A 22,707-nucleotide genomic window follows, 5' to 3' on the forward strand; every position below is an offset into this window, starting at 1 on the left:
CCAGCGGGCAGGACCGTACATGGCGTCAGGACTTGCCGAATTCGTTGTGAATGAGGTCGAAGAGGTCGTCGGCGCTCGCCGACTCCAAGTCGATGTCCGCGGTCTCCGGCCCGGGGCGGGCCGGCGGCACGGTCGCCGCGGCGTCGAGCCGGTCGGCGAGGTCGCGCAGGCGGGCGAGGAGTACCGCGGTCTCCTCGCCGTCGGGCGGGGTCTCGGTGAGCGCCGCCTCCAGCCTCTCCAGCCGGGCGACCGCGCTCTCCCCGCCCGCCGGGCCCCGGCCGCTCACGAGAAGCCCGCGCAGGTGCGCGGCGAGGGCGGCGGGGGTCGGGTGGTCGAACACCAGGGTCGCGGGCAGGGTCTGCCCGGTGGCGGCGTCGAGCAGGTTGCGCAGCTCGACGGCCATCACGGAGTCGGTGCCCAGGTCGCGGAACTGCCGGTCCGGGTCGATGACGGCCGAGGCGCTGTGGCCGAGCACGGCGGCGGTCCGGGAGACCACCAGGTCGACCAGGATGCGCTCCTGTTCCGCCTGCGGCACCCCGGCCAGCCGTTCGGCCAGGCCAGGCCCCTGCCGGTCGGGGGCGGGCGGGGCGGTCCTGGGTGCGGCGGGCAGCAGGTCGAGCAGCCTCCCGCCGCGCCCGGCTTCGATGAGGGGGCCGAAGCGGCTCCAGTCGATGCCGGCCACGCAGAGCGTCGTCCGCTGCTCGGCGAGGGCCGCCTCCAGCGACAGGAGGGCCTCCTCCGGCGGCAGCGGTGTCACACCGGTGCGCTGCTGCTGCTCGCCCGCTGCCGCGCCCCCGCCCACACCCGCTCCGGCCCACGGTCCCCACGCGAGGGCCGTGGCGGTGCGCCCGGCCGCTCGGCGGCGCTCGGCGAAGGCGTCCAGCGCGGCGTTGCCCGCGGCGTAGGCGGCCTGCCCGAGGTTGCCGACGACCCCGGCGAAGGAGGTGTACAGCACGAACGCGTCGAGCTCGTGGCCCGCGGTCAGTTCGTCGAGGTGGCGGACAGCCGCCAGGCGCGCGTGCAGCACGTCCGCGACACGGTCGGGGGTGAGCGAGCCGATCACTCCGTCGTCCACCGTCCCCGCCGCGTGCACGACGCCGGTGAGCGGCAGTTCCTCCGGGATGCCCGCGAGTACCCCGGCGAGCGCGGCGCGGTCGGTGACATCGCAGGCGACGAGGGTGACGCGGCTGCCGAGGGCGGTCAGCTCGGCGGCGAGCAGGTCGGCACCGGGCGCCTCCGGGCCCCTGCGCCCGACGAGCACGAGGTGCGGCGCGCCCCGCCGTGCGAGCAGGCGGGCGGTGTGCGCGCCGAGTGCGCCGGTACCGCCGGTGATCAGCACGGTGCCGGTCGGCCGCCACGCGTTGGCCGTACGGTCCCCGTCGCCGGGGGTGCTCCGGACGAGTCGCCTGCCGAGTACACCGGCCCGGCGGATCGCCACCTGGTCCTCGGGCCCGTCGGCGGTGAGGAGCGCGGCCAGCCGTGCGCCGGCCCGGTCGTCCCATGCGGCGGGCAGATCCACCAAGCCGCCCCAGCCTCGGGGCGTCTCCAGGGCCGCGACCCGGCCGAAACCCCAGACGGCCGTCTGGTCCGGGTCGGGCCCCGGGTCGTCCGTGGAGACCCGTACCGCGCCCCGGGTGGCACACCACAGCGGGCCCGTCACACCCGCGTCGTCGAGCGCCTGGGTGAGGGCGACCACGGAGGGCAGGGCGTCGGAGCCCGATGCGGGCGGCAGAGCCAGCACACCGGCCGGGGCGGCCTCCGCCGTCGCGGCGCGGAGCCGGGCCGCGAGGGCGGCGCGGTCGGTGCCTCCGGGAATGACGAGGGTGCGTGCGCCGGCGTGGTGCAGCGCGCGGGCGACGTCGTCGGGACCGGCGTCGGCGCTGTCGTCCCCACCGGGCGGCGTGACCAGGAGCCACAGGCCGGCCGGGCGGGCAGCCCCTTCGGCCACCGGCACCCAGCGCACCTCGTACCGCCCCTCTCCGGAGGCGGTGCGGTGCCGGGCCGGGACGGCTTCGGGCCAGAAGCGGGTGTGCTGGAAGGGGTAGGGCGGCAGGGTGACGGGCGGGGTCTCGGGGAACATCGCCGCCAAGTCCACCGCCGTCCCCTCGACCCACAGCCGGGCGACGGCCGCGAGCAGGGACTCCGCCTCCGGACGGCGGCGGCGCAACGCGGGCACGGCACCGGGGACGAGGGCGGACAGGGCACCGTCGGGGCCGAGTTCCAGGAAGCGGACGGCACCGGCCTCGTGAGCACGGTGCACCGCGTCGGCGAAGCGGACGGGTTCGCGTATCTGACCCACCCAGTAGGCAGAGGTGGCGATGTCACCCGGGGCGGTCGTCAGCACGGGGATCCGCGGAGCGTGGTACGTCAACGACTCCGCCACCGCCGCGAACTCGGGCAGCATCGGCTCCATCAGACGGGAGTGGAACGCGTGCGAGACCGCCAGCCGCTTCACCCGCACACCCTCGCCGCGCAACCTCTCCTCCAGGGCGGCGATCGCCTCCACCACACCCGACACCGTCACCGAAGCAGGCCCATTCACCGCCGCCAGGTCCACGCCCTCAGGCAGGTGCAACTCCCCCTCGGCCATCTCCACGGCCAGCATCGCGCCACCCTCGGGCAGCGCCTCCATCAACCGGCCCCGGGCCGAGACCAGAACGCAGGCGTCCTCCAGCGACAACACCCCCGCACAATGCGCAGCCGCCAGCTCACCAATGGAGTGCCCCACCAGCACATCCGGGGTCACACCCCACGACTCCACCAGCCGGAACAGCGCCACCTCCAACGCGAACAGAGCAGGCTGCGCATACGCGGTACGCCCCAGCAGCACCGGATCGTCCCCGAACACCACCTCACGCAGCGGACGCCCAAGATCCACCCGAGCACACACCGCGTCAAACGCGTCCGCGAACACCGGGAACACCCCGTACAACTCCCGGCCCATCCCCGACCGCTGCGACCCCTGACCCGAGAACAACAGCGCGGTGGATCCCTCACGGGCCGTTCCCCGGACGGCCCTGGCGGAGGGCTCGTCCGTCGTCAGCGCCGCCAGGCCGTCGGAGTATCCCGTGGTGTTCTCGGCGAGCACCACGGCGCGGTGTGCCAGTCCGAGGCTCGTCGTGGCAAGTGCCCGGCCCGCCGCGACGGCGGAGACGCCGGGGTCGTCGCAGAGCGTCATGAGCCCCTTCGCCCGTGCGTGGAGCGCCGTGGCGGAGTGGGCCGAGAAGGCCCACGGCAGTACGGAGTGCTGGGCAGGCGCCGGGGGCAGGGCGACCTCGGCCTGCTCCAGGACGACATGGGCGTTGGTGCCGCTGATCCCGAAGGAGGAGACGGCCGCCCGGCGCGGCCGGCCGGCGCGTGGCGTCCACGGAGTGGCCTCGGTGAGGAGGCTCAGGCCGCCCGTGTCCCAGTCGACGGACGGTGACGGTTCGTCGGCGTGCAGGGTGCGGGGCAGCTCACCGTGGTGCATCGCCAGGAGCATCTTGATGACGCCGGCGACACCCGCCGCCGCCTGCGTGTGCCCGATGTTGGACTTCACCGATCCCAGGTAGAGGGGTTCCTCGCGGCCCTTGCCGTACGTCGCGAGGAGCGCCTCCGCCTCGATCGGGTCACCGAGCTTCGTCCCCGTGCCGTGCGCCTCGACCGCGTCGACCTCGTCGGCCTCCAGGCCGGCGGCGGCCAGCGCGGCGCGGATCACCCGCTGCTGCGCGGGGCCGTTCGGCGCGGTCAGACCGTTGGACGCACCGTCCTGGTTGACCGCGCTGCCCCGCAGCACCCCGAGCACCCGGCGGCCGTGGGTCCGGGCGTCCGAGAGCCGCTCCAGCAGCAGCAGCCCGGCTCCCTCACCCCAGCCGGTGCCGTCGGCGTCGGCGGAGAAGGCCTTGCAGCGGCCGTCGGCCGCCAGGCCGCGCTGGTGGGCGAATTCGAGGAACGCGGTGGGTGCGGCCATGACCGTCACTCCGCCCGCGAGCGCCATCGAGCACTCGCCCGACCGCAGTGACTGCGCCGCCAGGTGCAGGGCGACCAGGGACGAGGAGCAGGCGGTGTCCACCGTGACGGCCGGGCCCTCCAGCCCGTACGTGTAGGAGATCCGGCCGGACAGCACGCTGGCCGCGCTGCCGGTGGCCACATGGCCCTCCAGCCCCGATCCGGTGGCGGGGAACAGCCCGGCGTAGTCCTGGCCGTTCGTGCCCACGAAGACGCCGACCCGGTTGCCCTTGAGGGAGGCGGGGTCCAGGCCGGCCCGCTCGAAGGTCTCCCAGGAGGTCTCCAGCATCAGCCGCTGCTGCGGGTCCATGGCCTGCGCCTCGCGTGGGGAGACGCCGAACAGCTCCGCGTCAAAGCCGGCCGCGTCGGGCAGGAAGCCGCCGCGATGTGCGAAGTCGGGGGCGTCACGCAGGTCCCAGCCCCGGTCGGCGGGGAAGTCGCCCACCAGGTCGAGGCCTTGGGACAGCAGCTCCCAGAATTCCTCCGGGGTGGCCGCGCCGGGGAACCGGCAGCCCATCGCGACAATGGCGACGGGGTCGTCGGACACGGGAGCGGCGGGGAGAGCGGGGGGCGCCGTGGCGGAGGCGGCGGTTTCAGCGCCTCCGGTCAGTTCGGCGAGCAGCCGGGCGGCGAGGGCGGCCGGTGTGGGGTGGTCGAAGATCAGGCCTGCCGGGAGCGGGAGTCCGGTGGCGGCCCGCAGAGCGTTGCGCAGCTCGATGGCGGTGAGTGAGTCGAAGCCGAGGTCGCGGAACGCCTTGTCGGGCGCGACGGTGGCCGCCGTGCCGTGGCCCAGTACGAAGGCCGCCAGGGTCCGCACCAGTTCCTCGGAGATCCGGCGTCGCTCGCCCTCGCCCGCGGCGGCGATGCGCGCCGCGAGGCCGGTGGCAGCGCCGGACTCGTCGGCACCGTCCGGTGTGCCGGTGGGGAGGAGTTCGCGGAGCAGCGGACTCGGCCGTGCCGCGGTGAAGCCGACGGCGAACCGTGTCCAGTCGACGTCCGCGACAACGACGGCGGCGGCACCGGCCGTCCCGTCGCCGTCCGCGCCCGCGCCCGCGCCCGCGCCGACGAGCATCCGATCGAGGACGGTGACGGCGAGGTCCGGCGGCAGGGGGGTCAGTCCGGAACGGCGCAGCCGCTGAGTGAGGGCCTCGTCCTCGGCCATCCCGGTCTCGGCCCACGGTCCCCAGCCGATCGAGGTGGCGGGCAGTCCCTGGGCGCGGCGGCGCTCGGCGAGCGCGTCGAGGTAGGCGTTGGCGGCGGCGTAGTTGGCCTGGCCCGCCGTGCCGACGGCACCGCTGAAGGACGAGAAGAGGACGAAGGCGTCGAGCGGGAGGTCGCGCGTGAGGGCGTCGAGGTTCTCGGCGGCCAGGGTCTTGGCCCTGAGGACCTGCTCGAAACGATCGGGGGTCAGGCTGTCGAGTACCCCGTCGTCCAGCACGCCGGCCGCGTGGACGACGGCGGTGAGCCGGTGCTGCTCCGGTATCCCGGCGAGCAGCGCGGCGAGCGCGTCGCGGTCGGCGACGTCGCAGGCCACGGCGGTCGCCGTGGTGCCCGTCGCCGCCAGTTCGGCGGCCAGCTCAGCGACGCCGGACGCCTCGGGTCCGCGCCTGCTGACGAGCAGCAGCCGGGTGTGGCCGCGCGCGGCGAGCAGGCGGGCCACCTGGGCGCCGAGCGCGCCGGTGCCGCCGGTGACCAGCACGGTGCCGCCGGTGGGGGGCGCGGGGGCTGTGGCCGGGGAAATCGGTGCGGCGGCGACGAGGCGGCGGGCGAAGACGCCTTCGGCCCGGATCGCCACCTGGTCCTCCTCGTGGCCCGTGCGTGCGTCCCCGGCGGCGAGTACGGCGCAGAGCCGGTTCGCGGCGCGGGCGTCCAGGATCTCGGGAAGGTCGATCAACCCGCCCCAGACATGCGGGAGTTCGAGGGCGGCACCCCGGCCGAAGCCCCAGATCTGGGCTTGGGCGGGGTCGGGCGGACCGTCGGCGCGGCCGGTCGAAACCGCGCCCCGGGTGAGGGCCCACAGCGGGACGTCGGCGTCGGCGCAGGCCTGAGTGAGCGAGAGCGTGGCGGCGAGCCCCCGGCCGAGAGCCGTCCCCGTGCGCGGTACGCCGGTGTCGGTGCCCAGCAGCGAGACGACGCCCGCGAGTTCGCCGCGGGAACGCAGCTGGTTGGCGAGGGCGGTCCGGTCGGTGCCGGGGTCCGGCAGGGCGAGGACGGTGGCACCGCCGCGCCGCAGCGCGTCGGCGACCTGCGTGTCCAGGCCGTCCGGATTCTCTGCACTGTCCGGGCCGTCCGGGCCGACGACGAGCCAGACGCCTTCGAGTACGGCGGGTGCCGGAGCGACGGGCCGCCAGACCGCCCGGTAGTACCAGGATCCGACGGCCGCCTCGGTGCGTCGGCGGTCGTGCCAGGACGCGAGGTGCGGCATCAGGTCGGCCAGCCCGCGTCGTGTCTCGTCGTCGGGCAGCCCCAGGGTGTCGGCGAGCCGGTCGACCTCGCGCCCGGCGACTGCCGTCCAGAATCCGGCCTCGGCCCGTTCGCGGGGGGCCGTGATGCCGTCGTCGGCGACGGTGTCGGGCCAGTAGCGCCGGCGCTGGAAGGCGTATGTCGGCAACTCGACGGCATGACCCCCGAGCGGCGCGAAGTACCGGTCCCAGGCGACGTCCGTGCCGTGCACGTACATCTCGGCGATGCCGCGCAGCAGTGTGGCGTGCTCGTCGTGGCCGGAGCGGAGGGCGGGGACGGCGGTCACGTCCTCGATGAGGTGCGGAACCAGGGCGGACAGGGCACCGTCGGGGCCGAGTTCCAGGAAGGTGCGCACCTCGGGGAGTGAGACGAGGGCGTCGGCGAAACGCACCGGCTCACGAATCTGCCCCACCCAGTAGGCGGGGGTGGCGATGTCACCCGGGGCGGTCGTGCGGACGGGGATTCGCGGGGCGTGGTACGTCAACGACTCCGCCACCACAGCGAACTCGGCCAGCATCGGCCCCATCAGACGGGAGTGGAACGCGTGCGAAACGGCCAGCCGCTTCACCCGTACGCCCTGTGCCCGGAACCGCTCCTCCAGGGCGGCGATCGCCTCCGCCCCACCGGACACCGTCACCGAAGCGGGCCCATTCACAGCGGCAAGGTCCACGCCCTCGGGCAGTGTCAGATCCTTCTCCGCCATCTCCACGGCCAGCATCGCCCCACCGTCGGGCAGGGCGTCCATCAACCGACCGCGTGCCGACACCAGTACACAGGCGTCCTCCAGCGACAACACCCCCGCCACATGCGCGGCGGCCAGCTCGCCGATCGAATGCCCGACCAGCACGTCCGGGGTCACACCCCAGGACTCCACCAGCCGGAACAGCGCCACCTCCAACGCGAACAGAGCAGGCTGCGCATACGCGGTACGCCCCAGCAAACCCGCGTCCTCGCCGAACACCACCTCCCGCAGCGGACGCCCGAGGTCCACCCGGGCACACACCGCGTCGAACGCGTCCGCGAACACCGGGAACACCCCGTACAACTCCCGGCCCATCCCCAACCGCTGCGACCCCTGACCGGTGAACAGGAACCCCGTCCCCCCGGGAGCCACGACACCGCGCGGCGCGTTGCCGCGTCCTGCCGCCAGCGCGTCGAGTTCGCGCAGCAGTTCCCCGCGCCCCGTCCCCAGTACCACCGCGCGGTGCTCCAGCGCCGCGCGCCGGGTCGCCAGGGAGAGTCCGACATCGGTCGGCTCCCCGGCTGCGGCCGTGGCGCGCAGCCGGGCCGCCTGGGCGCGGAGGCTCTCCGGCGAGGCACCGGTGAGTGGCCAGGGCAGGAGCGTGTCCGGCACTCGGGGGGCCGGGAGGGAGGCGGGTTCGTCCGGCGCCTGTTCGATCATGGTGTGCGCGTTGGTGCCGCTGATCCCGAACGACGAGACGGCCGCGCGTCGGGGTCGCCCGGTCGAGGGCCACTCCCGCTCCTCGGTGAGCAGTTCCACCGCGCCCGCCGACCAGTCCACGTGCGACGAGGGTTCGTCGGCGTGCAGGGTGCGGGGCAGCACCCCGTGCCGCAGCGCCATGACCGTCTTGATGATGCCGCCGACGCCCGCCGCCGCCTGGGTGTGGCCGATGTTGGACTTCAGCGACCCCAGCCACAGCGGCTGGTTCGCGTCCCGGCCCTGCCCGTAGGTGGCGAGCAGCGCCTCCGCCTCGACCGGGTCGCCGAGCTTCGTTCCCGTGCCGTGCGCCTCGACCATGTCCACGTCGGAGGGTGCCAGGCCCGCGTCGGCGAGAGCGGCGCGGATGACCCGCTGCTGCGAAGGGCCGTTCGGTGCCGTGAGGCCGTTGGACGCGCCGTCCTGGTTGACGGCCGAGCCGCGCACCACCGCGAGGACGTGGTGCCCGTTGCGCCGTGCGTCGGACAGCCGCTCCACCAGGAGCACACCGGCGCCTTCCGACCAGCCGGTGCCGTCCGCGTCGGCCGAGAACGACTTGCAGCGGCCGTCGGGCGCGAGTCCCCGCTGTCTGCTGAAGTCCACGAACACGCTGGGTGTGGACATCACGGTGACGCCCCCGACGACGGCCATCGAGCACTCGCCCGCGCGCAGCGAACGGGCGGCCAGGTGCAGGGCGACCAGGGAGGACGAGCACGCCGTGTCCACCGTGACGGCCGGGCCCTCCAGCCCGTACGTGTAGGCGATCCGGCCGGACACCACACTGCCTGCGCCACCGGTGGCCCGGTAGCCCTCGGTCTCGGGAAGGGCCTCGGCGGCAGCCGCGTAGTCGTGGTACATGACGCCGGCGAAGACACCGGTGTCGCTGCCGCGCAGGGCGGCCGGGTCGATGCCGGCCCGCTCGAAGGTCTCCCAGGACAGCTCCAGCAGAAGCCGCTGCTGCGGGTCCATCGCCAGCGCCTCGCGCGGCGAGATGCCGAACAGCTCGGCGTCGAACTCGGCGGCGTCGTGCAGGAAGCCGCCGTGCCGTGCGTAGGTGGTGCCGGGGCTGGACGGGTCGGGGTCGTGGAGGCGCGCGAGGTCCCAGCCGCGGTCGGTGGGGAAGCCGGTGATGCCGTCGCGGCCTTCCCGGACCATCCGCCAGAGTTCCTCGGGGCTGTCCACCCCGCCCGGGTAGCGGCAGCTCATCGCGACGATGGCGATCGGCTCGTCCGCCGCTGCGGCGTTCCGTGAGCGCGGTGCGGCTGCGACGGCGGCCGTGCCGCTCAGCTCTTCGCGGAGGTGGGCGGTCAGCTCGGCGGGGCTCGGGTGGGAGAAGACCAGGGTGGCGGGCAGCCGGAGCCCGGTGGCGGCGGCCAGCCGATTGCGCAGTTCGACGCCGGTGAGGGAGTCGAACCCGAGGTCCTTGAAGGTCCGGCCGGTGTCCACGCCCGTACCGGAGGGGTGTCCCAGCACGGCCGCGACGGTCGTCCGTACCAGCTCCTCCACGGCGCGGGTCCGCTCGGGCTCGGGCAGTGCGGCGAGGCCGTCGGTGTCCACGGACGACTTGGCGGCGGCCGAGCGGAGCACGGGGCGCGCCAGGTGCCGCAGCGGCGGCGGTACGGGTCCGTCGCCGGGTACGGGTTCGGTGGCCATGGCCAGTACGTGAGCGGGCCCGGCGGCCACGGCCGCGTCGAGCAGTCCTACGCCCCGGCCGGGGTCGAGCGCGCCGCCCAGCGCGGCGAAGCGCGCGCGGTCCGCCGTGCCGAGTCCGGCGGCCATGCCCTCGGTTCCGCCCCACAGCCCCCAGCCCACCGAGACGGCGGGCAGGTTCTGGGCGCGGCGGCGGGCGGCGAGGCCGTCGAGGAAGGCGTTGGCCGCCGCGTAGGAGGCCTGGCCGGCGGTGCCGAAGGAGGCGGCGACGGACGAGAACAGCACGAAGGAGGTGAGGTCGAGATCGCGGGTCGCCTCGTCGAGGAGAGCTGCCGCCTCGGCCTTGGGGCGCAGTACCGCGGCGGCGCGTTCTGCGGTCAGCGAGGTGAGCAGGCCGTCGTCGAGGACGCCCGCGGTGTGGACGACGGAGGTGATGGGGTGGTCGGCGAGCACTTGGCCGAGGTCGTCCCGGTCGGCGGCGTCGCCGGCGACGACCGCCACGGTGGTGCCCTGCGCGGTGAGTTCGGCGGCGAGCTCGGCGGCGCCCGGTGCCTCGGGGCCGCGCCGGCTGAGCAGGACCAGGCCCGCGACCTTGTGCGCGGAGACCAGGTGGCGGGCGACGCGGGTGCCGAGCGCCCCGGTGCCGCCGGTGATGAGGACGGTGTCGTGCGGGCCCCACGGCGGGTTGGCACCGGGCCGCAGCCGGGTCGCGCGCGGGGTCAGCGGGGTGCCGGCGCGGAGGGCGGTCTGCGGTGTGTCGAGGGGCAGGCCGGCGGCGAGGGCGGCGGCCGACGCGGCGGTGCCGTCCAGGTCCGCCAGGCCGAACCGGCCCGGGTGTTCGGCCTGCGCGGACCGCAGCAGGCCCCAGACCGCGGCGGCGGCGGGGTCGACGCTTTCGCCGTCGGCCGTGGCGACGGCGTTCCGGGTGACGACGAGCAGCCGGCTGTCGGAGAAGCGCTCGTCGTCCACCCAGGCACGTACCAGGCCGAGTACGGCGGTGACGGTGTCGTGCGTGCGCCGGGCGAGGTCCGCGCCGGCCGTCGAGGGCTCCGGGCCGACGTCCACGCAGGCGAGCATCGTGCCGGGTGCGGCCTGTACGTCCGCCAGGGTGGCCAGGCCGGGGAAGGGGCCCGCCGCGGTGACCGTGTCGAGCAGGTCGGTGGTGCCCACGGGTACGGCCGCGAACGGCACTTCTCTGTCCTCGTCTGCGGCGGGGATCCAGTCGACGCCGTAGAGCACCCCGGAGGAGGGGCCGCCCAGCCGGTCGGCGGTCACGGGCCGGAAGGCGAGCGACCGCACCGTCAGCACGGGCGCGCCCGTCGGGTCGGTGAGGCGGACCGCGTACTCGTCGGCACCGCGCCGGGTCATGGTGACGCGCAGCGCGGTGGCGGCGACGGCGTGCCGGGTGACGCCGGACCAGGCGAACGGCAGCAGGGTCGCGCCGTCCTCGCGGAGGAGGCCGGTGGCACCGAGCCCGTGCAGTGCGGCGTCGTACAGCACGGCCTGCGGCCCTTCGGGCAGCTCGACCTCCGCGTACACGGTGTCCCCGTCGTGCCAGGCGGTGCGCAGGCCCCGGAAGGCGGGGCCGTAGGAGAGTCCGGCGGCGGCGAGTGCGTCGTAGCCGGGTGGGGTGGCCGTACCCGTGGGGTGCCAGGTGCCGTCTGTCCCGGGGAGGTCCTCGGGTGGGCGGACCGGCTCCAGGACGCCGACGGCGTGGGTGGTCCAGTGCGCTCCTGGGTCGCCGTCGGGGCGGCTGTGGATCTCGACTGCCTGATCGTCCACGGTCATCTGGAGCTGGATGCCGCCGTGCTCGGGCAGGACCAGGGGCTCGCGCAGGGTCAGCTCGGCGAGCCCTGGCAGCCCCGCGTCGGCTCCCGCGTGGAGGGCGAGATCGACCAGGGCGGTTCCGGGCAGCACGATCCGGCCGTGGACGACGTGGTCGGCCAGCCAGGGGTGGGTGGCAAGGCCGACGGCGCCGGTCCAGACCGGACCGCCGCCGCCCGCCAGGGGCACGACGGCACCCAGCAGCGGATGGCCGGCCGTGACCAGGCCTGCGGCGGCCAGTGCGGCCGTGGAGGAGGTCTGGGAGGTCCAGTAGCGGGTGTGCTGGAAGGCGTAGGAGGGCAGTGCGACGGGGCGGGGGCCGGCCGCCCCGGCGACGGCCGTCCAGTCCAGGGCCACGCCACGGGTCCACAGCACCGCGGCGGCGTGGGCGGGCCCGGTGTCGTCCTGGTCGCGACGCACCAGCGGTACGGCGACAGCTTCCTCCAGGAGTGCCGGGACGAGGGCGGACAGGACGCCGTCGGGGCCGAGTTCCAGGAAGGTGCGCACCTCGGGGAGTGAGACGAGGGCGTCGGCGAAACGCACCGGCTCGCGGATCTGCCCCACCCAGTAGGCGGGGGTGGCGATGTCACCCGGGGCGGTGGTACGGACGGGGATTCGCGGGGCGTGGTACGTCAACGACTCCGCCACCGCCGCGAACTCGGGCAGCATCGGCTCCATCAGGGACGAGTGGAACGCGTGCGAGACCGCCAGCCGTTTCACCCGTACGCCCTGTGCCCGGAACCGCTCCTCCAGCGCGGCGATCGCCTCCGCCGCACCGGACACCGTCACCGAAGCAGGCCCATTCACCGCCGCCAGGTCCACGCCCTCGGGCAGTATCAGATCCTTCTCCGCCACCTCCACCGCCAGCATCGCCCCGCCCTCGGGCAGGGCATCCATCAACCGACCGCGCGCCGAGACCAGAACGCAGGCGTCCTCCAGCGACAACACCCCCGCACAATGCGCCGCCGCCAGCTCACCGATCGAATGCCCGACCAGCACGTCGGGGGTCACACCCCAGGACTCCACCAGCCGGAACAGCGCCACCTCCAACGCGAACAGAGCAGGCTGCGCATACGCGGTCCGCCCCAGCAAACCCGCGTCCTCACCGAACACCACCTCACGCAGCGAACGCCCGAGATCCACCCGAGCACACACCGCGTCAAACGCATCCGCGAACACCGGGAACACCCCGTACAACTCCCGGCCCATCCCCAACCGCTGCGACCCCTGACCCGAGAACAGGAACCCCGTCCCCTCGGGAGCCACGACACCGCGCGGCACACCCGCCGCTTCGTGGCCCGCCGCGACCGCGTCCAGGCGGGACGCCAGTTCCTCGCGGTCGGCGGCGAAGACGGCCGCGCGGTGGTCCAGGGGGAAGCGGGTGATCGCCGACGACCGTGCGATCGCGGCCGGCGATAGGGACGGTTCGGCGTCCAGGAAGGCTCGCAGCCGGGCCGCCTGGTCGCGCAGGGCGGCAGCGCCGTGTCCGGAGAGGAGCACGGGAAGCGCGAGGCCGGGCCGGGGTCCTTCCTCGTCCGGGACGGCTGGTTCGGGTGCCGCCTCGATGACCGCGTGGGCGTTGGTGCCGCTGATGCCGAACGAGGACACGCCCGCCCGGTACGGCCGGTCGGCGGGGGGCAGGGTCACGTTCTCGGTGAGCAGCTTCACGTCGCCCGCCGACCAGTCCACGTGCGGTGTCGGTTCGTCGGCGTGCAGGGTGCGGGGCAGCACTCCGTGCCGCAGGGCCATGACCGTCTTGATGACGCCCGCGACACCGGCGGCGGCCTGGGTGTGGCCGATGTTGGACTTCAGCGACCCCAGCCACAGCGGCCGGTCGGCGGGCCGGTCCTGACCGTAGGCGGCCAGCAGCGCCTGCGCCTCGATCGGGTCACCCAGCCTCGTACCGGTGCCGTGCGCCTCCACCACGTCCACCTCGTGCGGTTCCAGACCGGCCGCCGCCAGCGCAGCCCGGATCACCCGCTGCTGTGCGAGGCCGTTGGGGGCGGTCAGCCCGTTGGAGGCCCCGTCGGAGTTGACGGCGGATCCCCGCAGTACGGCGAGGACGTGCTGCCCGTCGGCCAGCGCGTCGGAGAGGCGGCGCAGGACCAGCACGCCCACGCCCTCCGACCACCCGGTGCCGTCGGCCCGTGCTCCGAACGCCTTGCAGCGGCCGTCCGGGGAGAGGCCTCCCTGTCGCGCGAACTCGACGAGGACGCCGGGCGTGGCCATCAGGGTGACGCCGCCCGCCAGGGCGGTGGAGCACTCTCCCGCGCGCAGCGACTGCGCAGCGAGGTGCAGCGCCACCAGCGACGACGAGCACGCCGTGTCCACGGTCACCGCCGGGCCGTCGAACTCGAAGGCGTAGGCGATCCGGCCGGAGGCGACGCTCGCGGTCGTGCCGGTCAGCAGATAGCCCTCGGAGCTCTCGGCGGGCTCGTGCATCCGGGGGCCGTAGTCCTGCGCGGTGGCACCGACGAAGACGCCGGTGCGGCTGCCGCGCAAGTCGGCCGGTTCGGTGCCGAGCCGCTCCAGAGCCTCCCAGGTGACCTCCAGGAGCAGCCGCTGCTGCGGGTCCATGGCGGCGGCCTCGCGGGGTGAGATGCCGAAGAGCGCGGCGTCGAAGCCCGCGATGTCGTCCAGGAACCCGCCGGCCGTGGGAAGTGGGGTGTCCAGTGCGGCCAGGGACGGCTGCCAGCCCCGGTCCTCGGGGAGGCCGGTGAGCACCTCGCGGCCCTCGCTCAGCGCTTCCCACAGTGCCGCGGGCGAGTCGATGCCGCCGGGGAAGCGGCAGGCCATGGCGACGATGGCGACGGGGTCGCCGGCGTCGGCGGGCTCCGGGGAGGGCGTGGCGCGGGAGGGGTCGGCGGCGTGCTCGCCGCGCAGCACGTCGCACAGGCTGCGGGCGGCCGCGGCCGGGGTGGGGTGGTCGAAGAGGAAGGTGGGCGGCAGGGTGAGTCCGGTGGCGGCGGCGAGGCGGTCCCGCAGCTCGACCAGGGTCAGGGAGGCGATCCCGAGGGCCTTGAAGGTCTGTTCCTGGTCCACGTGCCCGGCGGTGGCGAAGCCGCCGGTCACAGCGGTGTGGGACAGGACCAGCTCGCGCACCGTGCCTCGGGCGGACTGCGGTGAGAGGGCGCGCAGCCGCTCGCGCAGGGAGTCGTCCGGAGCGGCGACGGCATCAGGATCGGTGCCGGTGCCGGTGTCGGGGGTGGCGGTGCCCGGGGCGGGCTCTCCGGAGCCGTCCCACCGTGCGGCGGCCGTGCCGGGCCTCCAGTGGCGCTCTCGCTGGAAGGCGTACGTGGGCAGGTCGACGACCGCGCCCGGTGGGGCGGGCAGACGGACGTCCCGGCCGTGGGCGAGGAGTTCGGCGGCGGAGGTGAGGAGCCGTGCGCGGCCTCCTTCGCCGCGCCGCAGCGAGCCGACCACCGCGGTTTCGGGCGCGTCCGACTCGGCCAGGGTGTCGCGTACGGCGGCCACCAGCACCGGGTGCGGGGTGGCTTCGACGATGAAGCGGAAGTCCTCGTCGGCCAGCCGCCGGACGGCGGTGGAGAATTCGACGGTGGACCGCAGGTTCCGGTACCAGTAGGCGGCGTCCAGACCGGCGGTGTCCGTCCACTCTCCGGTGACGGTGGAGAGGAATGGCACCTCGGACGTTCGGGGTTCGATGTCCGCGAGCAGGGTCAGCAGCTCGTCGTGGATGAGTTCGACGTGCGCCGAGTGCGAGGCGTAGTCCACCGGGATCCGCTTGGTCTCGACGCCGTACGAGGCGCACTGTGCCGCGAAGTCGTCGAGGGCGTCGTCCGGTCCCGAGACCACGACCGCGGCGGGCCCGTTGTCGGCGGCGACCGAGAGTGCGGGCGTACCGTCGAGCCACGGGCGGACCTGGGCCGCTCCGGCCTGCACGGACAGCATTCCGCCCTGCCCGGCGAGCGCGCCGAGGGCGCGGCTGCGGAGTGCGACCACCTTGGCCGCGTCCTCCAGGGACAGGGCTCCCGCCACGCAGGCCGCGGCGATCTCGCCCTGGGAGTGTCCGGCGACGGCGTCGGGCACGACTCCCAGCGACCGCCAGGTCTCGGCCAGCGCCACCATCACGGCGAAGAGCGCGGGCTGCACCACGTCGACCCGCTCCAGGGTGGGCGCGCCCTCGGCTCCGCGCAGGACGTCCGTCAGCGAGAAGTCGGTGTGCGGGGCGAGCGCTTCCGCGCAGGCGTGAATCGTACGGGTGAACGCCTCGTCGGTGTCGAGGAGTTCGGCGGCCATGGCGGGCCACTGGGAGCCCTGCCCGGAGAAGATCATGGCCAGTCGTCCGGTGCGCGCGGTGCCCTCGCTGATGCCCGCCGCCGGCAGTCCGGCGGCCACCGCGCCGAGCTGTGCGAGCAGCTGTTCCCGGTCCTCGGCGAGGAGTACGGCGCGCCGGGCGAAGCGGGTGCGGGTGGTGGCCAGCGAGTGCGCCACGTCCGCCACGGTCAGGTCGGCGTCCTCAACCGCGCCCTTCAGCCGGGTGGCCTGGGCGCGCAGCGCCTGCGCGGTGTGGCCGGAGATCAGCACGGGCACGGGGAGGGCGGCGCCGGCGGCGGCCGGGGGCTCGGTGGCCGGGCGGTCCGCCGGGTGGGGTGCGGGGCCCAGTACCAGGTGGCAGTTGGTCCCGCCCATGCCGAACGAGCTGACTCCGACGAATCCCTCGCCGCCGAGCGGGGTCGTCTCGGTCGCCACCCGCAGGTTCAGCCGTTCCAGCGGGATACCGGCGGGCGCGGAACGGAAGTGGAGACTGGGCGGCACGGTGTTCCGCTCGACGGCGAGCGTGGCCTTCAGCAGGCCCGCGATGCCGGCGGCTCCTTCGAGGTGCCCGATGTTGGTCTTCACCGAGCCGACCGGCAGGGGCGTGGTGCGTGCGGCGCCGAGGACGGCCCCGAGGGCCGCGGCCTCGACGGGGTCGCCGACCGGGGTGCCGGTGCCGTGCAGTTCGACGTAGCCGACCGCGTCGGGGGCGACCCCGGCGCGGGCGTACGCGGCGCGGAGGACGGCCTCCTGGGCGGCGGCGCTGGGCGTGGTGAGGCTGGGGCCGCCGCCGTCGTTGTTGACGGCGCTGCCGCGGATGACCGCGTGGATCCGGTCGCCATCGGCGAGGGCCCGGTCCAGTGGCTTGAGGACGACGACACCACCGCCCTCGCCACGTACGAACCCGTTGGCGCGTTCGTCGAAGGTGAAGCAGCGGCCGTCCGGGGAGAGTCCGCCGAAGCGCAGCGCGGAGACGGTGCTGTCGGGGGCCAGGATGAGGTTGACGCCGCCGGCGAGCGCCAGCTCCGACTCGCCGCGCGCCAGGCTCTCGCACGCGAGGTGGACGGAGACCAGGGAGGAGGACTGGCCCGCGTCCACGGTGAGGCTGGGGCCGCGCAGTCCGAGGGTGTAGGACAGGCGGTTGGCGATGAGGCCGCGCTGGAGTCCCGGCATGGAGTGCCGGTCGATGCCCGTGGCGCCCTCGCGGTGCAGGAGGGCGGCGTAGTCGTCCCAGATCGCGCCGAGGAAGACACCGGTGCGACTGCCGCTCAGGCCGGCGGGGACGTGGCGGGCGTCCTCCAGCGCCTCCCAGGCGAGTTCGAGGGCGAGGCGCTGCTGTGGGTCGGTGGCGGCGGCCTCGCGCGGGGAGATGCCGAAGAAGCCGGCGTCGAAGTCGGCGGCCTGTTCGATGAATCCGCCGCGGGTGGCTCCGGGGACACGCACGCGGTCGGAGGGGGTCTCGGTGATCGCGTCGGTACCCGTGGCGAGCAGGTCCCACAGCCGTGCCGGTCGGGGTGCGCCGGGCAGCCTGCACGCGTACCCGATGATCGCGAATGCCTCGGAACCACCGGTGTGCGTATCCGACATGAATGCCCCGAAATCACTTGACGGCGCGGAATCGCCGGATCGGAATCCGGCCGGCTGTCAGGACGGGCGGTCGCGCCCACCGTGTTCCGGCCGTTCTTCTTCGACTGAAGCACTCCGACGCTAGCCAGGGGCTCGACGGGCGGCCAACCCCTAGCCTTCGCGCCGCCGCCCCTGGCCAGGGGATTAGGGGGGCGGCTCCGCGCTCCGGCCCAGGGGGGTACCGGGCGGCCGGTGTTCCTGGCGTCTCTCTCCGGGGGCGGGCGGGGTCGGCGCGGGGTCGGCGGTCAGCCGAGGATGCCCCGCTGGTACGCGACCGCCACCGCCGCGGCCCGGTCCCGCACATCCAATTTTCCGTAGATGTGGGTCAGATGCGTCTTGACCGTCGCCTCGCTGATGAACAGCCCGCGGGCGATCTCCCGGTTCGAAGCGCCGCGCGCCACCTGCTCCAGCACCTGCACCTCCCGCGCGGAGAGCGTGTCGTCGACAGGCGGCGCGGCGGGGCCGCGCACCGCCGTGACGAGGCGTGAGGCGACCGCCGGGGACAGCACGGTGCGGCCCTCCGCCGCCGCGCGGATGGCCGCGAACAGCTCGTCGCGCAGCGCGTCCTTCAGCAGGTACCCCGTCGCCCCGGCCTCGATCGCGGGAAGGGTGTCGGAGTCGGTGTCGAAGGTGGTGAGCACGAGGACGCGGGCCCGTGCGCCACGCCGGGTCAGTTCGGCGATGGCCTCCACGCCGCTGCCGCCCGGCATGCGCAGGTCCATCAGGACGACGTCCGGGTCCACGCGCAGTGTCATCTCCACCGCCTCCGTGCCGCCGGACGCCTCTCCGAGCACGGTGAAGCCGTCCGCGGGCTCCAGTATGCCGCGCAGGCCGTCGCGCACCACCGGGTGGTCGTCGACGATCAGCAGGGTGATCGTCCCGTTGTTCTCAGCGTTCATAGGGCACCGACGGTACCCGTGCGGACACGGCGGTGCCCAGGCCGGGTTCGGACTCCACGGTCAGCTCCCCCGCCAGCCGCTCCGCGCGGGCGCACATGCCCTTCAGGCCGAAGCCGGACGCGGTGTCGCGCTCGGGGAGGGTGCACGGGTCGAATCCCTGGCCGTCGTCGCGCACGTCGAGCACGACCTCCTCGCCCATGTAGGACAGGGTCACGCCGACCCGGGTGGCGTTCGCGTGGCGTGCCGTGTTGGACAGTGCCTCCGCCGCGATGCGCAGCAGCGTCCCCTCCACCTCGTCGTGCAGCGGCTGGTCGGAGCCGGTGACGGTGAAATCGGCGTGCACACCGGTGCGTTCGGACCAGCGGACGACGGTCTTCTTCAGCGCCTCGGGCAGGTCGTCCTCGGTCAGCGCGACGGGCGCGAGGTTGGCGACGGCCCGGCGCGCCTCGCCGAGGCTGTGGCGGGCCAGTTGCAGGGCCCGTTCGGCGTGGACGCGGGCCGCGCCCTGTTCCTGGGTGTCGGTGACGACCTGGAGCTGGGCGATGACACCGGTGAGGTCCTGGGCGACGGTGTCGTGGATCTCCGCCGCCAGCCGGCGGCGCTCGTCGGCGATCCCGGCCTCCCTGGCCTGGAGCAGGAGTTGGTCGTGCAGGGCGGCGTTCTCCACCAGGGCCCGCTCCAGCGCGAGGTTGGTGTGCTCCAGCTCGCGGATGGTCTCCACGCGCTGACGGGCGCGGTCCTCCTCCTTCTCCGTGTCCTGCTGGACGGTCAGGAAGATGCCCATGTTGACGGCGACCAGCAGGCCGTAGAACACCCAGCTCGCCGTGTCGTCGGGGGGCAGGCCCCCGATCTGCGCGCCGGCGATCGTCGCGGCGGTGGCGAGCAGGCCGAGGGGAACCCAGCGGCGGGGCACCAGACGCTCGGTGTCGAAGCATCCGGCCGCGGCGTAGAAGGCGCAGAAGGGGTTGATCCAGGCCAGGCCGAACGCCAGGGCCGAGCGCAGCGCGTAGTACGCGGCCCCGGCCGCGCCGGGGCCGGGCCGACTGCGCGCCGCCCGGTCCCACCACAGTTGCAGGACGAGCGCCGCGGCGGCGAGCATCCCCGCCGCCGCCCACTCCGCGCCGTCCATGCCGACCAGGGACGAGGTCGCCGCGGCGAGCACCAGGCCGACGCCGAGGAGGACGGGAGGACTGAACCGCAGGAGGAGCCGCGACTGCGCGTGGGGCGCGGCCTGTTCCTCGATGACCGGGGGGAACGCGTCGGGTGCCACGCCCCCAGTGTCGGCCATGGCACCCGGCGCGTGTGACACGTCCGTCACTCCCAGCGGAACCAGCGCGTGGCGGACGCGGACAGCACCAGCGTCCACAGCGCCAGTACGCCGAGGTGGATCCAGTCCGGCCAGTCGCCGGCGGTGGCCTGGTTCAGGGCCTGGGCGGCCGCGCCGAAGGGCAGCGCCTCCATGATGTTGGCCATCAGGTCGGGCATCTGCTGGATGGGCATGTAGACGCCGGTCGCGAGCATCGCGGGGAAGAACACCGACAGGCTGACCGCCTGGGCGATCTTCGCGGTGGGGGCCAGCGCGGAGATCAGCGCGCCGAGCGCCAGCAGGCACACGACCGCCAGCAGCAGGGTCAGCGCGTAACCCAGGGCCTGGCCCGGCAGGGCGACGTCGGAGAAGATGCGCCCCACCGCGAGGGTGAGCACGGCGGAGATCAGCGAGGCGACGGCGTGCAGTCCCACCTGGGCGCCGAGAACGGCGGTGGGGCGCACGGGGGTGGTGGACATCCGGCGCAGGATGCCGCGCTCGCGGTAGCCGGTGATCACCGGAGGCATGGCCATCAGACCAGCCATGATCATCGAAAGGAGCACGGCGACGGGCACGTAGGCCTCGACGGTGGCCAGGCCGCCGAGCTCGTCCATGGGCTCCGTCATGGACGGGATGAAGCCGAGGACCAGCAACAGCAGCGTGGGGAAGGCCATGACCCAGAACACCGAGCCGGGCTCGCGGAAGAACAGGAGCAGTTCGGCGCGGAGCACGGCCCGCCCGGGACGGGGCGCGGCGGTGGTGGAAGGTACCGGGGGTGCGGTGGCGGCGCTCATACGTCGGCTCCCGTCAGGTTGAGGAACGCGTCATCGAGGGTGGAGTCGGTGACGCGCAGCTGGTGGGCGCTCACCCGGTTGCGGGCGAGCAGGGTGATGACCGCGTTGACGGTCTCGTCGGTACCGGCGAGGGTGACTCGCCCCTCACGGTGTGTGACGGAGGCGAGGCCCGGCAGGGCGGCGAGGACGTCTTCCTCCAGCGGGCGGGAGGGGGTGAAGGAGATGACGGTGCCGCTCGCGGACTGCGCCACCAGACCGGAGGGGGTGTCCAGTGCGGCGACCCGGCCCCGGTCGAAGATCGCGACCCGGTCGCACAGCCGCTGCGCCTCCTCCATGAAGTGCGTGACGAGGAGGATGGTGACGCCGCTCGCCCGGACGTCCTCGATCAGCGACCACACCTCGCGCCGCGCCGCCGGGTCCAGACCGGTCGTCAGCTCGTCCAGGACGACGACCCGGGGGTTGCCGACCAGGGCGAGCGCGATGGCCAGCCGCTGCTTCTGGCCGCCGGACAGATGCGCGAAACGGGTGCGGAGCTTGGACTCCAGGCCGAGACGCGCGGCCAGGGTGCGCCAGTCGGCGGGGCGGGGGTAGCAGCCGGCGTACAGCTGGAGCGACTCGGCGACGGTGAGCTTGCCCTGCAGCTCGCTCTCCTGGAGCTGAGCGCCCACGATGAGTGTCGTCTTCGCACGGTCGGCGACCGGGTCCAGCCCGCACACGCGAATCGTGCCGCTGTCCGGAACGCGCAGTCCGAGGATGGTCTCGACGGTGGTGGTCTTGCCGGCGCCGTTGGGGCCGAGGACCCCGAAGATCTCGCCCTCCTCCACCGCGAGGGAGACGCCGTCCACGACGGGGCGTCCGCCGTAGCTCTTGCGCAGGTCGCTCACTTCAATGAGAGTCATGCTTCCAGAGTGCCGGGCGGGGTCGGACCGCCACATCGCCCATCGGGCTTTCAGGGGAATCAACCGATCGGTTGACCCCCTTAAACCCCCCTAGCGCACGACCCCCCTAAAACCCTGATATCTCCCTGAGGTTTCCTCGGCGGGCTTGCGCGCCCGCCGACGCCTCCACCCCGACCCCTGGCAGGCTGCCGGTCAGGCCGCGGGGGCGGCGGTCCCGACGAACAGGCCACGCGGCGCGAGCGGGTCCTTCACGTACTCGACCTCACAGCCCGCCCGGACGAAGGCGCTCTCGTACTCCTCGCGGGTGAACAGCGTGGTGCGGTGCACGTCGGAGAAGTGCGTGACACCGCTCTCCGCCGAAGCCACCAGATAGTGCACCTCCATGTGGCTGACCCCGCCGTCCCGGACGGAGTGGGAGACGCGGACGTAGGTACGCCCGCCCGACTCGACCGTGTCGGTGCCCACATAGCCCTCCAGGAAGTCCTCGGGAAGCCAGAAGGGTTCGATGACGATGACACCGCCCGGCGAGAGGTGACGGGCGAAACTGCACAGTGTCGCGGTGAGTTCATCGACGTCGGCGCAGTACGCCACTCCGCTGAACAGGCTCACCACCGCGCCGAAGGTGCGGTCGAGGGCGAAGTCGCGCATGTCGCCCCGGTGGATGGGGACCCCGGTGTTCTTCCGGGCCAGCTGCACCATGTCCTCGGAGAGATCGAGGCCCTCGACGCGCCCGAAGGATTCGGCGAAGCGCGAGAGATGGTCGCCGGAGCCGCAGGCGACGTCCAGCAGCGAGTCAGCCTCCGGCAGCCGGTCCCGGATCAGGGAGGTCACCAGGGCGGCCTCCCCCGTGTAGTCCTTGCCCCGGCCCCGGTAGAAGGCCTCGTACATCTCGCCGCGGTCGTAGATGCTCTCGTTCCGGTCAGTCGTCACGCGTCTGCTCCTTGGGGTCGTTCGGTCGTCTGGTTTTCCACTCGCCCGCCGCCCCGCCCGCCGCCCCGCCCGGCCGTCCCCGCGCGGCCGTCAGCGGATCCGGCACCGGGAAGGCGTGCGGTCCGCACGAACTCGCCGTAGTCGTAGAGGTAGTCGTCCAGTTCGTACGGGGCCGAGGCGAGCACCAGGCAGATCGCGTCGGGCGAGAAGTCGGCGAACTCGGTCCACACGCCGGGCTCCACGTGGAGCGCCCGGTCCGGACGGTCCAGGTGCACCCGGGCGCGGGAGAAGCCGTCGTCCACGACCACCTCGAAGGACCCGGTGGTGGCCAGGATGAACTCGTGCAGTTCCCGGTGCATGTGCAGTCCCCTGACCGCCTGCCGGGGCACGCCGTGCACGAAGAAGACCCGCTCGATCGGGAAGTCGACCTGCTGCCCCCGCTCGATCACGGTGAGCGAGCCGCGCGGGTCGGTGTTGTCCGGGAGTGTGACGAGACGGCAGCCGCGTACCGCCGCAAGGGGGGCCTCGGGGGTCTGCTCAGGAGCCATGGGGGCCTTCCTCGGGTGTGGGATGTGAGCCGTGCGGGCGCGCGGGCAGACCGCGGGCCCGGACGCCG

The 22,707-nt window shown here is 74.1% G+C and carries 7 protein-coding genes; all 7 read right to left on the bottom strand.

Features of this window, described 5'->3' with window-relative positions:
• Positions 1–25: 25 nt before the first annotated feature.
• The 7 genes from ABD371_RS19120 to ABD371_RS19150 all read right to left on the bottom strand — a co-directional run bounded on the left by ABD371_RS19120 (position 26) and on the right by ABD371_RS19150 (position 22,639).
• Positions 26–17,224, bottom strand: a complete 17,199-nt coding sequence (locus tag ABD371_RS19120) for a type I polyketide synthase (protein ID WP_344478560.1) — start codon at positions 17,222–17,224, stop codon at positions 26–28.
• Between the two features lie 284 nt (positions 17,225–17,508).
• Positions 17,509–18,162, bottom strand: coding sequence for a response regulator (locus tag ABD371_RS19125; protein WP_344478562.1), 654 nt, complete (start codon positions 18,160–18,162; stop codon positions 17,509–17,511).
• Positions 18,152–19,450: a sensor histidine kinase gene (locus ABD371_RS19130; RefSeq protein WP_344478563.1), complete on the bottom strand. Its 1,299-nt coding sequence runs from the start codon at positions 19,448–19,450 to the stop codon at positions 18,152–18,154. Before ABD371_RS19130 ends, ABD371_RS19125 begins: the two co-directional genes overlap by 11 nt.
• Before the next feature lie 26 nt (positions 19,451–19,476).
• Positions 19,477–20,262, bottom strand: a complete 786-nt coding sequence (locus ABD371_RS19135; RefSeq protein ID WP_344478565.1) for an ABC transporter permease — start codon at positions 20,260–20,262, stop codon at positions 19,477–19,479.
• On the bottom strand, positions 20,259–21,161 hold the full coding sequence (locus ABD371_RS19140; RefSeq protein ID WP_344478567.1) for an ABC transporter ATP-binding protein: 903 nt from the start codon (positions 21,159–21,161) through the stop codon (positions 20,259–20,261). Before ABD371_RS19140 ends, ABD371_RS19135 begins: the two co-directional genes overlap by 4 nt.
• A gap of 192 nt (positions 21,162–21,353) precedes the next feature.
• Positions 21,354–22,091, bottom strand: coding sequence for a class I SAM-dependent methyltransferase (locus ABD371_RS19145; protein ID WP_344478569.1), 738 nt, complete (start codon positions 22,089–22,091; stop codon positions 21,354–21,356).
• A complete protein-coding gene (locus tag ABD371_RS19150) occupies positions 22,088–22,639 on the bottom strand; it encodes a sugar 3,4-ketoisomerase (RefSeq protein WP_344478571.1) in 552 nt (183 codons plus the stop codon). The genes ABD371_RS19145 and ABD371_RS19150 overlap by 4 nt, the downstream gene beginning before the upstream one ends.
• Positions 22,640–22,707: the final 68 nt, after the last annotated feature.

Source organism: Streptomyces amakusaensis (genome assembly GCF_039532665.1).
Lineage (GTDB): Bacteria > Actinomycetota > Actinomycetes > Streptomycetales > Streptomycetaceae > Streptomyces > Streptomyces amakusaensis.

What these genes read in the sequence shown, in the direction of transcription:
- ABD371_RS19150 (WP_344478571.1), bottom strand. Translation starts at nt 22,639, where the DNA reads ATGGCTCCTGAGCAGACCCCCGAGGCCCCCCTTGCGGCGGTACGCGGC.
- ABD371_RS19135 (WP_344478565.1), bottom strand. Translation starts at nt 20,262, where the DNA reads ATGAGCGCCGCCACCGCACCCCCGGTACCTTCCACCACCGCCGCGCCC.
- ABD371_RS19130 (WP_344478563.1), bottom strand. Translation starts at nt 19,450, where the DNA reads ATGGCCGACACTGGGGGCGTGGCACCCGACGCGTTCCCCCCGGTCATC.
- ABD371_RS19140 (WP_344478567.1), bottom strand. Translation starts at nt 21,161, where the DNA reads ATGACTCTCATTGAAGTGAGCGACCTGCGCAAGAGCTACGGCGGACGC.
- ABD371_RS19125 (WP_344478562.1), bottom strand. Translation starts at nt 18,162, where the DNA reads ATGAACGCTGAGAACAACGGGACGATCACCCTGCTGATCGTCGACGAC.
- ABD371_RS19120 (WP_344478560.1), bottom strand. Translation starts at nt 17,224, where the DNA reads ATGTCGGATACGCACACCGGTGGTTCCGAGGCATTCGCGATCATCGGG.